The 13,858-nt window shown below is 62.2% G+C and carries 14 protein-coding genes; 7 read left to right on the top strand and 7 right to left on the bottom strand.

Annotated elements, in window-relative coordinates:
* Nucleotides 1-46: 46 nt before the first annotated feature.
* From ACGYLC_RS02440 to ACGYLC_RS02410, 7 genes are all read left to right on the top strand, one after another.
* Nucleotides 47-661: a ribonuclease D gene (locus tag ACGYLC_RS02440; RefSeq protein WP_394421467.1), complete on the top strand. Its 615-nt coding sequence runs from the start codon at nt 47-49 to the stop codon at nt 659-661.
* Complete coding sequence (locus ACGYLC_RS02435; RefSeq protein WP_394421465.1) at nt 658-1,626, top strand: SIS domain-containing protein; 969 nt, start codon at nt 658-660, stop codon at nt 1,624-1,626. Before ACGYLC_RS02440 ends, ACGYLC_RS02435 begins: the two co-directional genes overlap by 4 nt.
* Nucleotides 1,627-1,632: 6 nt before the next feature.
* Nucleotides 1,633-2,241, top strand: coding sequence for an LPS export ABC transporter periplasmic protein LptC (gene lptC, locus ACGYLC_RS02430; protein ID WP_394421464.1), 609 nt, complete (start codon nt 1,633-1,635; stop codon nt 2,239-2,241).
* A gap of 26 nt (nt 2,242-2,267) precedes the next feature.
* Nucleotides 2,268-2,741: a lipopolysaccharide transport periplasmic protein LptA gene (lptA, locus tag ACGYLC_RS02425; RefSeq protein WP_394374296.1), complete on the top strand. Its 474-nt coding sequence runs from the start codon at nt 2,268-2,270 to the stop codon at nt 2,739-2,741.
* Nucleotides 2,738-3,496 (top strand): LPS export ABC transporter ATP-binding protein, encoded by a 759-nt coding sequence (lptB, locus tag ACGYLC_RS02420; RefSeq protein ID WP_394398914.1) that lies wholly within the window; start codon nt 2,738-2,740, stop codon nt 3,494-3,496. Before lptA ends, lptB begins: the two co-directional genes overlap by 4 nt.
* A 308-nt stretch (nt 3,497-3,804) precedes the next feature.
* On the top strand, nt 3,805-4,371 hold the full coding sequence (gene hpf, locus ACGYLC_RS02415) for a ribosome hibernation-promoting factor, HPF/YfiA family (RefSeq protein ID WP_067267651.1): 567 nt from the start codon (nt 3,805-3,807) through the stop codon (nt 4,369-4,371).
* A 40-nt stretch (nt 4,372-4,411) separates the two neighbouring features.
* Nucleotides 4,412-4,876: a PTS sugar transporter subunit IIA gene (locus ACGYLC_RS02410; protein WP_067630567.1), complete on the top strand. Its 465-nt coding sequence runs from the start codon at nt 4,412-4,414 to the stop codon at nt 4,874-4,876.
* A gap of 37 nt (nt 4,877-4,913) precedes the next feature.
* Here ACGYLC_RS02410 and ACGYLC_RS02405 read toward each other — a convergent pair whose 3' ends face one another.
* The 7 genes from ACGYLC_RS02405 to ACGYLC_RS02375 form a co-directional block, all read right to left on the bottom strand.
* Nucleotides 4,914-8,045 (bottom strand): efflux RND transporter permease subunit, encoded by a 3,132-nt coding sequence (locus tag ACGYLC_RS02405; protein WP_394421463.1) that lies wholly within the window; start codon nt 8,043-8,045, stop codon nt 4,914-4,916.
* Complete coding sequence (locus tag ACGYLC_RS02400) at nt 8,042-9,286, bottom strand: efflux RND transporter periplasmic adaptor subunit (RefSeq protein WP_394421461.1); 1,245 nt, start codon at nt 9,284-9,286, stop codon at nt 8,042-8,044. The genes ACGYLC_RS02405 and ACGYLC_RS02400 overlap by 4 nt, the downstream gene beginning before the upstream one ends.
* A gap of 42 nt (nt 9,287-9,328) precedes the next feature.
* Nucleotides 9,329-9,802 carry a GbsR/MarR family transcriptional regulator gene (locus ACGYLC_RS02395; RefSeq protein ID WP_394421460.1) on the bottom strand — a complete coding sequence of 158 codons (474 nt, stop codon included), beginning with the start codon at nt 9,800-9,802 and terminating at the stop codon, nt 9,329-9,331.
* Between the two features lie 121 nt (nt 9,803-9,923).
* Entirely contained in the window at nt 9,924-10,490 is a 567-nt protein-coding gene (locus ACGYLC_RS02390) for a membrane integrity-associated transporter subunit PqiC (protein ID WP_394398404.1), read from the bottom strand.
* Nucleotides 10,491-10,493: 3 nt separating this feature from the next.
* A complete protein-coding gene (locus ACGYLC_RS02385) occupies nt 10,494-12,578 on the bottom strand; it encodes an MlaD family protein (RefSeq protein ID WP_394421458.1) in 2,085 nt (694 codons plus the stop codon).
* Nucleotides 12,571-13,230, bottom strand: a complete 660-nt coding sequence (locus tag ACGYLC_RS02380; protein WP_394398912.1) for a paraquat-inducible protein A — start codon at nt 13,228-13,230, stop codon at nt 12,571-12,573. The genes ACGYLC_RS02385 and ACGYLC_RS02380 overlap by 8 nt, the downstream gene beginning before the upstream one ends.
* Complete coding sequence (locus ACGYLC_RS02375) at nt 13,188-13,835, bottom strand: paraquat-inducible protein A (RefSeq protein WP_394421457.1); 648 nt, start codon at nt 13,833-13,835, stop codon at nt 13,188-13,190. Before ACGYLC_RS02375 ends, ACGYLC_RS02380 begins: the two co-directional genes overlap by 43 nt.
* Nucleotides 13,836-13,858: the final 23 nt, after the last annotated feature.

Below are 13,858 nucleotides of genomic sequence, written 5' to 3'. Positions count from 1 at the left end.
AAAGCGCTGCTTTCCCATGCCGGGCAAGCAGGATATAGACGTGCTCATGACAAATTTCCTCTATCAGAACGACCTGCCGGATGACCTCGACCTTGGGCCGATGGTCGCGATTGATTGCGAAACAATGGGGCTGCATCCGCATCGCGACCGGCTCTGTGTCGTGCAGCTTTCGGGCGGCGATGGTCACGCGCATCTGGTGCAGGTGGCCAAGGGCCAGACCGAGGCGCCGAACCTCTGCGCGCTGCTGGAAAACCCCCATGTGCTGAAGCTGTTCCACTATGGCCGCTTCGACATTGCCGCGATGCGCAACACCTTTGGCGCCACCGCGACGCCGGTCTATTGCACCAAGATCGCCAGCCGACTGGTTCGCACCTATACCGACCGGCACGGGCTGGCCAAGCTTTGCCAAGAACTTCTGAGCGTCGATATTTCGAAACAGCAGCAATCCAGCGATTGGGGAGCCGAAGAACTAACCCAAGCGCAGATCGACTATGCCGCCTCCGATGTGCTTTACCTGCACCGGCTGCGCGATGAACTTAACAAACGCCTGATACGCGAAGGCCGGATGGACATGGCGCAGGCCTGTTTCGATTTCCTGCCGATGCGCGCGCGGCTGGATCTGGAGGGATGGCCGGACACGGACATCTTCGCACACGCATGAACACACCTTTCCTCGACACCGCCCGCCGCGTGATCCGCTGCGAAGCCGAGGCGCTGACCCTGCTGGCCGATAGCCTCGATGACCGCTTTCGCGCCGCCGTCGACCTGATGCGCGCCTGCAAGGGCCGCGTGATCGTCACCGGCATCGGCAAGTCGGGCCATATCGGCAACAAGATCGCGGCGACGCTGGCCTCCACCGGCACGCCCGCGCAATTCGTCCACCCGGCCGAGGCGAGCCACGGCGATCTGGGCATGATCACCGCCGCCGATGTGGTGCTGGCGATTTCGAACTCGGGCGAAGCGCCGGAACTTGCCAACCTCATCGCCTATTCGCGCCGCTATGCCATTCCGCTCATTGGTATCACCAGCCGCCCCGAAAGCAGCCTTGGCCGCCATAGCGATGTGGTGCTCGAACTGCCCCGCGCTGCAGAGGCCTGCGGCACCGGCGTGGTGCCCACCACCTCGACCACGCTAACGCTGGCGATGGGCGATGCGGTGGCCGTGGCGTTGATGGAGAACCGCGCCTTCACCGCCGAACATTTCCGCGACTTCCACCCCGGCGGCAAGCTGGGCGCGCGGCTAAGCCGCGTGGCCGATCTGATGCATGTGGGCGACGCGTTGCCGCTGGTCACCGCCGACGCCCCTATGCCCGAGGCGCTGAGCGAAATCAGCCGCAAGGGCTTTGGCGTGGTCTGCGTCACCGACGCGCATGGCGCGCTGGCCGGGATCATCACCATGGGTGACCTTGCCCGGCATCTGGATGGCTTGATGACCATGACCGCCCGCGACGTCATGACCCCCTCGCCCGTGACCATCACCCCCGACGAATTGGCCGAAAAGGCCGTGGGCGTGATGAACACCCGCAAGATCACCTGCCTTATCGTGACCGACCCCGCACAGAACGACGGCAAATCGCCCGTGGGTCTGCTGCATATCCACGACTGCCTGCGCGTCGGGCTTGGGTGACGCGGGATGAAGGGGGATCGCCACTCTCGCGTCGTGTCGTGGCTGAAAGTGCTCTTTCCGCTGATCGCGCTGGCGCTGCTATCGACCCTGTTCTTGCTGTCGCGGGCGATTGAACCGCAGGCCGTGATCCCTTTCGCCGACAAAGAGGTTCAGGAACGGCTGCGCGACCAACAGATCACCGGACCTTTCTATTCCGGCACCACCGCGGATGGCGATCTGATCTCATTCTTTGCCGAGAAGCTGACCACCCCCGGCGGGGAGACCGGCACCAATGAAGCCGAGGAGATCGAGGCCACGCTAGACTTGGAGGGCGGCGCCCAGATCAAGCTCCACTCCGACAGAGGGCGGTTCGACACCGGCGCAGAGGCGGCGGAACTGGCGGGCGATGTGCGGGTTAGCACCTCAACCGGCTACGAAATCCTGTCCGAGCGGATGATCTCGAACCTCACCACGCTTGACCTGCAATCGCCCGGCCCGGTCCAAGCCACCAGCCCCGCGGGCGAGATCACCGCCGGAAGCATGGCCATCACCAATCGGCAGAACAGCGCCGGATCGCAATTGCTTTTCACAAAGGGTGTGAAACTGATATACACGCCGCAAGCAACGAAAGAGTAACTGCCTTGAGACACTTGTTTATTTTGATGCTGCCGCTGTTTTTCGCGCTGCAGGCCGCCCCTGTCTCTGCACAATCTGCCAACGTCGCCTTCGGCGCGCTTGAGCAAGACACCAGTCAACCCGTCGAAGTGACCGCCGACAACCTGTCGGTCGACAATGCCACCGGCACCGCCGTCTTCACAGGCAATGTTTTGATTTCTCAGGGTGAAATGACCCTCTCCGCCGGGAAGGTCGAGGTCGTCTATCGCGCCTCGGATCAGGGCATCGCCAAGCTGGAGGCGACCGGCGGCGTGGTCTTGGTCGCTGGTGAGGACGCCGCTGAATCGCAGCGCGCCGATTACGACATCGACGCAGGCACCTTGGTGATGCGCGGCGACGTGCTGATGACCCAGGGCCCCAGTGCCCTGAGCGCGCAAGAGATGACGGTAAACCTGAACGACGGCACGGCACAGATGTCGGGCGGCGTGAAGACCATTTTGCAGCCCGGCAGCGACAACTGATGCCGCCTGAACTGAAAGTCGCCGGGGGCGATTCCGGCCTGCGCATTCAACACCTGCGCAAGTCTTACCGCAAGAAAGCGGTGATCCGCGACTTTTCGATGGAGCTCGACCGGGGCGAGGTCGTGGCCCTTTTGGGACCGAACGGCTCAGGCAAGACGACGACTTTCTACGCGGTGGCCGGTCTGGTCACGCCCGAAGGCGGGCGCGTCACCGTGGACGGCAAAGACGTGACCACCCTGCCCATGTATCGCCGCGCCCAGCTTGGCATCGGCTATCTGCCGCAGGAGATGAGCATTTTTCGCGGGCTGTCGGTGCAAGACAACATCAGCGCAATCCTCGATATTCGGGTCAAACATCGCCACCAGCGCCGCGAGCGGCTGGAAGAGTTGCTGACCGAATTTTCCATCGAACACCTGCGCCGCGCGCCTGCCCTGGCGCTATCGGGCGGGGAACGGCGCCGGGTGGAAATCGCCCGCTGTCTGGCCGCCAACCCGAACTATCTGCTGCTTGATGAACCCTTTGCCGGGGTCGATCCGATCTCGGTCGGGGACATTCGGCAATTGGTTGCCGACCTCAAGAAACGCGGCATCGGGGTGCTGATCACCGATCACAATGTGCGCGAAACCCTAGAGATCGTGGACCGCGCCTATATCCTGCATGAGGGCAAAGTTCTGATGTCCGGAACGCCCGAAGAAGTTGTGCAAAACGAGAATGTGCGCCGCGTCTACCTTGGCGATAACTTCCGTATTTCCTAAGACTTAGCGCGTTTTTCCGGGTCTTCCAGACCTCGGCGAAGCCTTGCCCGCATGATGCGGGAAACCGCTCTGATTGTAGCGATTAAAGGGCGGCGTGCGCATCGGCGCCATTGACTTTCAAACCGAAACGCGGCCTCATTGAGCTATGGTGACATCGCGTTCCTGTTTGATCCTGCATGGCCCTTCCCGCGAAGGAACGGTCAAAATCATCCTGGTCGCAGCGCCATTCCTCCATATCTGAAAGTTGTCGCGCGCCACGCATGTGGACCGTTTGGCAATGTTCGGAACAAGAAAGACAAGGAGACGTTATGCGGTATCAGATCAGTGGCAAACAGATCGACATTGGCGACGCGCTTCGGACGCATGTCCGGACCGAACTGGACGAGGCGGTCAGCAAATATGCCGAACGCCCGACAGATGCGATGGTGGTGTTTTCCAAAACGGGCCACGAATTTGCCTGCGAGGCCACCGTGCATCTTTCCACCGGCCTCAATGCCTCGGCCAAGGCCAAGGCGACAGAGATCTACGCCGCCTTCGACAGCTGCTGCGAAAAGATGGAAAAACAGCTGCGCCGCTACAAGCGCCGCCTGAAGGACCATCACAAAGAACGCGCCGAACCGGTTGAACTTCTGGGGGCGTCCTCCTATATCCTCGCGTCAGACAGCGATTCAGATGCGCAGGAACCTGATACCCTCCAACCCATGATCATTGCAGAGATGCAGACGAAGGTGCCAACTTTGTCTGTCGGCGAAGCGGTGATGCAGATGGAATTGTCGGGCGATCCGGTGCTATTGTTTCGCAAGGAAGGCCAGGAAGGGATGAATGTCGTGTACCGCCGCGAAGACGGCAACATCGGCTGGATCGACCCTTCGTAACCCACGGCGGTAACTTCCGCCACAGAGCAGGGCGAGCGGAATGGATTTCGGCAAACTCCTCAAGCCAGAGGCCGTGAAGGTTTTGACTTCGGCTTCAAGCAAGAAGCGTCTGATGCAGGATATCGGCGAACTCGCCCAGCAAGCCTATGGGCTGCCGGCCGGCCAAGTGGTGGATGCGTTGATGACGCGCGAAACCCTCGGGCCGACCGGCGTTGGCCATGGTGTTGCCCTGCCCCACGCGCGGATGGACGGGATCGACAAGGTCGTCGGTGCCTTCGTGCTGTTGGACAAGCCGATTGATTTTTCCTCGGTCGACCGGCAACCGGTCGACGTGGCTTTTGCCCTCTTCGCCCCCGAAGACGCGGGGGTGGAGCACCTCAAGGCGCTGGCGCTGGTGGCCCGTACGCTGCGCGACACCAGCATCTGCACCAAGCTACGGTCGAACCCCGACCCGGCCACGCTTTACACCATCCTGACCGAAGACAAGGCCGATAAGGCCGCCTGATCGTGGGCCGCCTGATCTTTAGCGGCTTGACCCTGCGCTAGACGGCGACCGGTTCCGGCTCCGGCGGGGTCGGCTCAGCGCGTTTCGCCTTCTTCTCTCCCAGCATCAACATTGCCGGGGTCACCACAAGCGTCAGCACGGTGGCGACCACCAGACCGCCCGCGATGGCCGAACTCAGCTCGGTCCACCATTGGGTGGAAGGCGCGCCATAGACGATCTCACGCGTGAAGAAGTTGATGTTGAGGCCGATCACCATGGGCATCAGGCCAAGCGCCGTGGTAACCGAGGTCAGCACCACGGGCCGCAAACGCTGCGCCCCGGTGCGCAAGGCGGCCTCCAGCGGCGACAGCCCCGCTTTCTTGAGGTCGTTGTAGGTGTCGATCAAAACGATATTGTTGTTCACCACGATCCCCGCCAGCGCGATCACCCCGATGCCGCCCATGACCACCCCGAAGGGCCGTCCGGTGATCAGCAGACCAAAGAGCACCCCGGCAATCGAAAAGACGATGGCCGACATGACGACGAAGGCTTGATAAAAGCTGTTGAACTGGATCACGAGGATCACGAACATCAGGAAAATAGCGGTGATGAAGGCGCCCGCGAGGAAGATCATCGATTCCTGCTGGTCCTCCGCCTCCCCGGCGAAAGAGGCTTCGACACCCGGCGGCAGGTCCATCGCGTCGATCGCGCTGCGCAGGGCGACGGTCTGGTCGTTCACCAAGACGCCCGGCGCGACATTGGCCTCGATCGTGACCACCCGCTCTTGATCCACCCGTGTGATCGTGCCGGTCCGGGGGCTTGGCTCAAAGGTCACGAAATTCGAGATCGGGACCAGCCCCGCCGAGGTCGGCACGCGCAGCGACTGCAACTCTTCCAGCGTGCGCTCATCGGAGGGGAAGCGCACGTTGATGTCGATGGAACCCTCGGCATCGTCAGGCCGGTAATCCGCCACGGTGATGCCCCGCGTCAGCAGTTGCACCGCCTGCCCCAACGTCGAGATATCGGCCCCGAACCGCGCGGCCTCGGACCGGTTCACGGCGATGCGCCATTCCACCCCCGGCAGAGGGCGCGAGTCGGTCACATCGGTGAAGCCGCCGATATCGGCCATCTTCTCGCGGATCTGATCGACCACCTGCTGCTGCACCTGCGGGTCATGCGCCTTGATCCGCAGATTGACGGGCTTGCCCGCCGAGGGGCCGTTCGAGGCGGTTTGCACCTGCACGTCGATCCCCGGAATGGCCGCCATCTCGGTCCGGATTTCTTCACCAATTTTCGCGGCGGTCCGGCGTTCGTCCCATTCGGTGAACTCAACCTGAATGGTGCCGATCAGATCGGCACTGTCGCGGTTGCTGCTGCCGGTGCGGGCATAGACGCTGGCAATCTCGTCATAGGCAAAGAGGCGTTGCTCGACCTGCCGCACCAGCGCGTCTTGTTCGTAGATCGAAAAATTGTCCCGCGCGCGCACCTGCACCTGCGCAAAATCAGGCTCTACATCAGGGAAAAAGGTGATGCCGTTGCCGAATTGCGCATAGGCCGTAAAGCCGCCCATCAGCAGGGAGATGGCTAGGATCAGCGTCATCCACGGGCGTAGGATGGCGAATTGCAGCAGTTTGACATAGCCGCCGGTAAAGCCTTTCAGGTCACGCGGGTCGCCCTGTTCCGCGGCATGGAGCGTGGCCTTGTCCTTGGCCGATTGCGGCGGGCGCTTGCCGATGATCCCGCCGACGACGGGGATAAAGACCAGCGCCATGAAAAGCGATGCAGTCAGGGTCAGGATTACCGTGATCGGCAGGAATTTCATGAACTCCCCCACCGTGCCGGTCCAGAACAGCAGCGGGAAGAACACGCTGAGCGTCGTCGCTGTCGAGGCGATGATCGGCCATGCCATGCGCTTGGCGGCATGGGCATAGGCGGCGCGGGGCGAATGCCCCTCTTGCAGCCGCCGGTCGGCCAGCTCGGTGGTCACGATGGCCCCGTCCACCAGCATCCCCACCACGAGGATCAGCGAAAACAGCACCACAAGGTTCATCGTATAGCCCATGACCCAAAGCGCAGTCACCCCGGCCAAAAACGCTCCCGGAATGGCCAAGCCCACCAGCAGGGCCGAGCGGACTCCCAAGGCCCAGACGATCACGATCATCACAAGGATCACCGCCGCGATGACATTGGCCTCAAGATCGCTGAGCATGTCTTGGACCTGCTCGGATTCGTCTTGGGTGTATTTGACGGTGATGCTGTCGGGCCATTCCGCGCGCATCTCGTCAATCAATTCGCGCACCGCCGCGACCGTCTCAATGATATTCGCGCCCGAGCGTTTCTTGATCTCAAGCGCCAGCGCGGGCTGGCCATCAATGCGGGCGAATCCGGTCGGGTCTTTGAAGGTTCGGCGGATCGTGGCGACATCGGCAAAGGTCACCACCGTATCGCCGCGCACTTTGATCGGCAGCGACATGACATCTTCGACATTCTCGATCAGCCCCGGCACCTTGAGCACCAGCCGCCCCGCGCCGCTCTCAATCGCCCCCGCCGCGATCAGGCGGTTGTTCCGGTTGATCTGGCTGATCAGCTCTTCGAAAGAGATGTTGTAGGTCTCAAAGACCGTAGGGTCGATCAGCACTTCCAAAAGCTCGGTCCGCTCCCCCCCGACATCCACCTCAAGCACGCCGGACAGCCCTTCGATCGCGTCCTTCAACTCTTCGGAAATGGTGTTGAGCGTCCTTTCCGGCACCGGGCCCGAGAGGATCGCGGTCAGGATCGGAAAAAGCGCCGTGTTGATCTCGGTCACGACCGGATCGGTGGCGTCTTCGGGCAGGTCCGACTTGGCCCGGTCCACGCCTTCGCGCACCTTGTCGAGCGCCTCGTCTGAATCGAACCCCGGCTCGAACTCCAATTGCACCGAGGCATGGCCCTCGGCCCCGTTCGAGGTGATCTGTTTCAACCCGGTGATGGCGCTGAGTTCGGTCTCGAGCGGCTCAACGAGCAACCGCTCGCTGTCCTCGGGCGAGATGCCTTCGAGAGAGGTCGAGACATAGAGCGTCGGGATCGGAATCTCGGGCGAGCTTTCCTTGGGGATGCCGACATAGGCATAGGCGCCGACCGCCAAAATCATCACCAAACTCAGGATCACCACGCGGGCGCGGCTGAAAGCGGCGTCGATCAGCGTGTTCATTCCACTTGCTCCGGCTGGGCGGCTTCGGCGCTGCCGGTGATCTGGCCATCGCCCGTTGGCTGCTCTTCCAATTCGTCGATCTCGGGCACACCCGCCATGGGCTGCGCCTCGCTCTCACTGTCGCCACCGGTTTCGGGCTGCGGATTGACCCTCTCGCCATCATTGACGAAGCCCTGCCCAATAGTGATGATCCGGGCCTCATCCGGCAGGCCCGCGATCCAGATGCCATCGGTCTGGGCGCGTACGATGGCGATCTTGTTGAAGACGACCTTGTCGTCGCCATTCACCGTTTTGACGCCCAGGGTGCCATTGGTGTCCAAGGACAGGATCGCCGGAGAGACGAAATGCGCGCGGGTCTCGCCCGTGGGGATGCGAACGCGGGCCGAAATGCCCGCGGGGATCGCCCCATCGGTGTTCTCGACCCTGACTTCGGCGGTAAAGGTCCGGGTTTCGGCGCTGGCACTGCTTGAAACGAACTGCACCTTGCCCTGCGCCTCTGCCCCGGTGATGAAAACAACTTCGGCGGTTTGACCCTCTTCAATGTCTTTGAGCGACTGCTGGGGCACCTGCACTTGGATCGTCAGCGGCGTGTTGTCGACCAGACGCGCGATTTCCTCACCGGTGGAGACGAACTCACCCGCCGAGATGTCGAGCATCTCTAGCCGCCCGGGAAAGGGGGCGCGGATTTCGGTGTTGTTCAGCGCCTCTTCGGCGGCGGTGACCGAGGCTTGAGCGGCGGCCAAGGTCGCGCGGGCTTGGCTCACACGGTCCACGGTCGAGACGCCGCGGTCCAGCAAGGCTTGGGCATTGTCGTATTCGCGCTGCGCGCGGCTTAGTTCCTCACGCGCGCGGGCCAGATCGGAATCGCGCGCCGTGGTGCTGAGCCGCGCGATCAACGCACCCGCTTCGACCACATCGCCCTTGGCGACAAGCACCTCGGCGATCTCACCGCCCGCTTCGGCGCGGACCATGGTGTCTCGGTCCGGCAGGGCTTGTCCTTCGGCGACAAAGACCTGCGTTACGCTGTCGGCCTGAGAGCCGCGCACGGCCACGGTCACCGCTTCGGGGGAAATGGGCGCAGGCGCGGCGGCTTCCTCGGTCTCTTCGGAGGGGATGATATAGCCGCTGCCCATCCAAAGAGCGATCAACAGCGCAATCCCACCGGCGATGAACTTCGACCGTTTCGAGCCGGCATCGCTGTCGAATGAAAGCGTCTGGCGCTCTTGAGAGGTGTCACTCATTGATCGAACTCCATCACCGCGCCCCCGTGATCGGGCCGCGCGTCAATTCTTGGGCTTGCTCACCCGGGTTGCTACGTCATCAAGCGCGGCGCTGATCGTGTCATAGAAGGCGGCGAAAGTATCGAGCCTCTGGCGCACCCCTTCGGCCTCTTCGGGCAGCTTGCTGATCGTATCGTTAATCTCGGATTTCGCGTGGCGGGTTCCTGCCAGCGCATATTTCGTCATCGCGGCATAGGCGTCATCGGCAAGTTGAAAGTAGTCCTGCCGGTCGCCCGTCTTGTTCACCCGCCGGATCAGACCCCGCTCTTCGAGCAGGCGAATAGAGGTGCTGATCGTGGCGCGGCTCACGGAAAGGCGACGCGACAGCGCGCCAAAGGCGATCGGCTCGCCCTCGAACACCAACATCGCAAAGATCTGCCCCGCCATGCGCGGCAGCCCCTCGCCCATGGCCACCACCCCCATGCGGGTAATGAAGTCATCGCGGACTTGGTCGATTTGGTCGGTGCTATCCATCATTTCCCGTCCACGGCAGGTGCGTTGACGGTAGATAGACAAGGTGAGGCACAAATCAAGACTATTCAGAATTTTCCGAACAGACAGAACAACGCGCGTCGCGGAAAGAGCCCGGCGTTTGGCCCTACTTCAGACCATTCTGAGCAATGTACCGGGCCAGATCGAGGACGAGTTGCCCCCGCGCTGCGGCAATGGCGTTCGCCCCCCCTTCGGGATTGAACGGCACGCTGAGGTCAAACAGGCCCGACCGCTCCCGACGCTCATCCCGGACGGCCACGAAATACTGGCCGGAGGCGCGGAATTCTCCGGCTTCGGTGGCCACCAGTTCGGCAAAGCGCACTTCGAGCCGGGCATCGGGGAAGGCCTCAAACGGCCAAGGCTCAGACGCGATGCGCCGCCCCGTCATCCGTGCGAGGTTCTGGCTAAGCTCCAGCGCCACGGCCCGCTCAGGCGCATCGGCCCAGAGCACATCGGTGGAGCTGACCAGACTGCCATCGGCCAATTGCACCGAAATCTCCTCGGAGGCGGCATAGGTCGGCAATGAGACATCGCGCACTTCGACGGAACTGAAAGAGATGGGGGTCTTCTCTGTCACCGCCGGGGCGCGGACGGGGAAACGTTCAGCCGTACTGCCACAGGCCGCCAAGGCTGCCATGAGGCCGAGGGTGATCAAGGGTCTTGCAAGTGTCATGCTTTACCGTCCCAGCAATAGAGAATTGGGGTTACGTTCGATGGTCCGCGCCAAAGATGCAAGGGCATCGGCGGCTTTCTGGATGTCACGCAGCGTGCGTTCGGCGCTGCGGCTGAGCTGTTCACCTTGGTTATAGCCTTCGATGGTGCGGCTGGCTTGGGCAAAAAGCGCGGTCAAACGCTCGACCACCTGTGGCAGATCGCGCGCCGAGACGGCGATATTGTCCGCGGCATTGCGGGCCGAGGCCAAGGTGCGGTTCACACTCTCGACCGCGCCGCCTTCGCGCAATTCCTCAAGCGTGGCGTTCACCTCATCCAACGCCCGCTTAAGCGCGCCCGGCAGGGCCACCGCATCTTCGGTACCGATCACTGCGTCAGCAGATTCGGTAAGATCGGTGAGCGCGACGACCAGTTCTTCGACCTCAAGCGTTTCGGCCTTGGCCGCCACCGCCTGAATGCGCTCCACCAACTCCGGCACACCTTCGACTGAGGAGGATACCGCATTGGCCGCCTCCGACGCGCCCTCAAGCGCGGCGGACAGGCGCTCGGCAATGCGCTCTTCCTCAAGCTGGGCCACCAGTTCTTCGATCCGCACCAAGGTGCCGTTCAGGGCGACCGGCACGTTCTTGACCTCTTCGGACGAGACCAGCCCGGTCAACTCGCCCAGAAGGGTGCGCACGTCCTGCGGGGTCTCGCGCAGGTCTTCGTCCGACACGAAAGCCTCTGCCGAGTTCAGGAAGGAAATCGCGCTGTTGAGCAACTCTTCGATCGGCAGACTGTTGATGCGGGTAAAGACACCTTCGACCGTGGCCGCGGCATCGGAGACGTCGCTTTCCGTGGTCGGCATCAAGGCAAGGCCATTCTCCGTCTCGTTCAACGAGGCCTCGGGCGCGTCTTCGACGGCCACGAACTCAACCTTCAAACCGCCGGTCAGCAGGCTGGCCGATGCAAGCCGCGCGCGCAGACCGTTTTCCACACGCTCTTTCAGGAAAGCCAAAGCGGCTTCGGCGGTCACGTCATCCTGCATCCCCAAATGCGCCGGCTGGATCGACAGGATCGCATTCAGCCGCACGCGGCTGTCGCCGAAACGTTCGAAATCCACCAGCCCCGACAGGGTCTCGACCTCACCGATCTCAAGCCCGCTCATCTCAACCGGGGCGCCGACGATCAGACCCGAGATATTGTCGTCGAACACGACGCTCAGCTTCAGTGGATCGACCTCGGAGGCGTTGAAGACAGAGTTCCGCGCGGTTTCCTTGTCGGGGTAGATCTCAAACACCGTCCCGTCAGACACCTGCGCCCCGCCCGAGACGAAGGTGTCAAAGGTGATGCCGCCGCCAACAAGGGTCGCCAACGAGGAAAAGTCGATTTCGGCCCCTGCCGGGCCGATGTTGACGCTAAAGCCCGACGCGTCCCAAAACCGGGTGGATTCATTGATCAACTGGCGGTGCTCTTCGAAAATCAGCGCCTCGACAATGGCAAAATTGCCGCGCGGGGCGATCTTGGCATAGCCGACGCGGCCCACTTCGATGCCCTTGTAAAGGATCGGCGCATTGTCGGTCAGATGCCCGTTCGCGGTGGAGCGGAAGGCGATCTCAAGCCCGCCTTGGCCGCCACGGATCAGCGGCTCGGTCGATGACCCTTGAAAGCGCTCCGCCGCCGGGCCGACCTGTTGGTCCCATGACCCTTCGATATAGACACCGCTCAGCACCGTGCTGAGCCCGGTGATGCCCTGCGCGGTGACTTCGGGCTGCACCACCCAGAAGACCGCGCCGTTGTCGATATAGGGGGCCACGTCCTTGTCGACGCGGATATGCGCCGTCACCCGGTCCAGACCCGAGGTAAAGCCGACCTTCTCGACCACCCCGACCGTCACATCGCGAAAGCGCAATTCGGTCTCTCCAGCAGAGATGCCCGCGCCCTCTTCGAACTCGATGACGATCACCGGGCCGCGTTCGCTGTACGAGCGGTAGGCCACGAAAAGCGCCACGATCAAAGCGAGGATCGGAATGATCCAAATCACCGAAGCCCCGCTGAGAAACATCTTGCGGGTCGGCGAAATCGGGAGGTCGGGAGGTGTCTTAGTCATCGGTTTTCAGGCCCTCGTCCTTGGTCTGAGCGTCCCAGATCATGCGGGTATCGAACGCTTGTGCCGCCAGCATGGTAAAGATCACGGAGAGGGCGAAAAAGATGCTCGCGGTACCGGGATTGATAGCGGCCAGTGTCTTGAGTTGCACCAGAGCAGACAAAATCGCAACCACAAAGATATCGATCATCGACCAGCGCCCGATGTACTCAACCATTTCGTAAAGGTAATGCCGCTGCCGCTGCGAGGTGACAGAGCGCCGTTTGACGCTGATCGCGAGAAAGGCCACGGCCATGAACTTGGCCAGTGGAATGGCGACAGACGCGAAAAGGATGATAAAGGCGATCCCCCAGTTGCCATATTGCGCCAGTTCCACCGCCCCGCCGATGATGGTGCTTTCCTCAACCTGAAACAGCGTCCGGGTCTTGAGCATCGGATAGGTATTCGCGGGGATGTAGCACATCAGCCCCACGGTCCAGAAGGCCCAGACACGCTGAAGGCTCATCCGGTCGCGCGAGACCAGCTTGCTGCCACAGCGGCTGCAAAGCGCCGTGCCCATCGGCGCAGGCTTGTTACAGCGGGTGCAGGCCACGATGCCCAACTCCCGTGCGCTCACGATGTCTTGGGATGTTCCAGAGAATTCCATACGGACCATTTGCATAAGAATCTGTCCTGCGCGATGACGAGGATCACCAGCGCGCCGAACATGTAAAACGCGGGGCCAAAACCCACATCGGCCAGATCGGCCACTTTGACCAGCGCCACGGCACAGCCGATGGCAAAAACCTCGGCCATCGACCAAGGGCGCAGCTCCTCTGACAGCCGAAAGGCGGCGACGGCATGGCGCGCGGGCGGGCGATCCAGCACCACGGGGATCAGCACATAGAGTGTCAGCAACACCCGCAAGAGCGGGATGAAAAAGATCAGCGCCGCCGTGGCCAATGACAAGAAGATCATCGGCCCGCCGGAAAAGGCAAGGGCCGCATCCAGCACCGACACCGCGTTGCTGGCCCCCGCCGCGTCGATGGTGAGAAAAGGAAAGACCGCCGCCCCGATGATCAAGACCATGACCGCCACCGCCACGGCGATGATCTGCAACCCGGCGTTCCTGCGAGGCGTGATCAGGGCGGTATGGCACCGCTCACAACTCGCCCGCTCCCCATGGGCGGGGCGGCGCAGCCGATAGACGGCGTCGCATTGCGGACAGACGATCAATTCGTCTATGGGCAATTCGGCAAGGGGGGTGTTGGGGCGATCCATTCTGAACGCATATATGATGCCGC

Origin of the sequence: Sulfitobacter sp. 1A12157 (assembly GCF_043557345.1) — a bacterium.
GTDB lineage: Bacteria > Pseudomonadota > Alphaproteobacteria > Rhodobacterales > Rhodobacteraceae > Sulfitobacter.
This window is presented reverse-complemented; position numbering and strand designations above follow the sequence as displayed.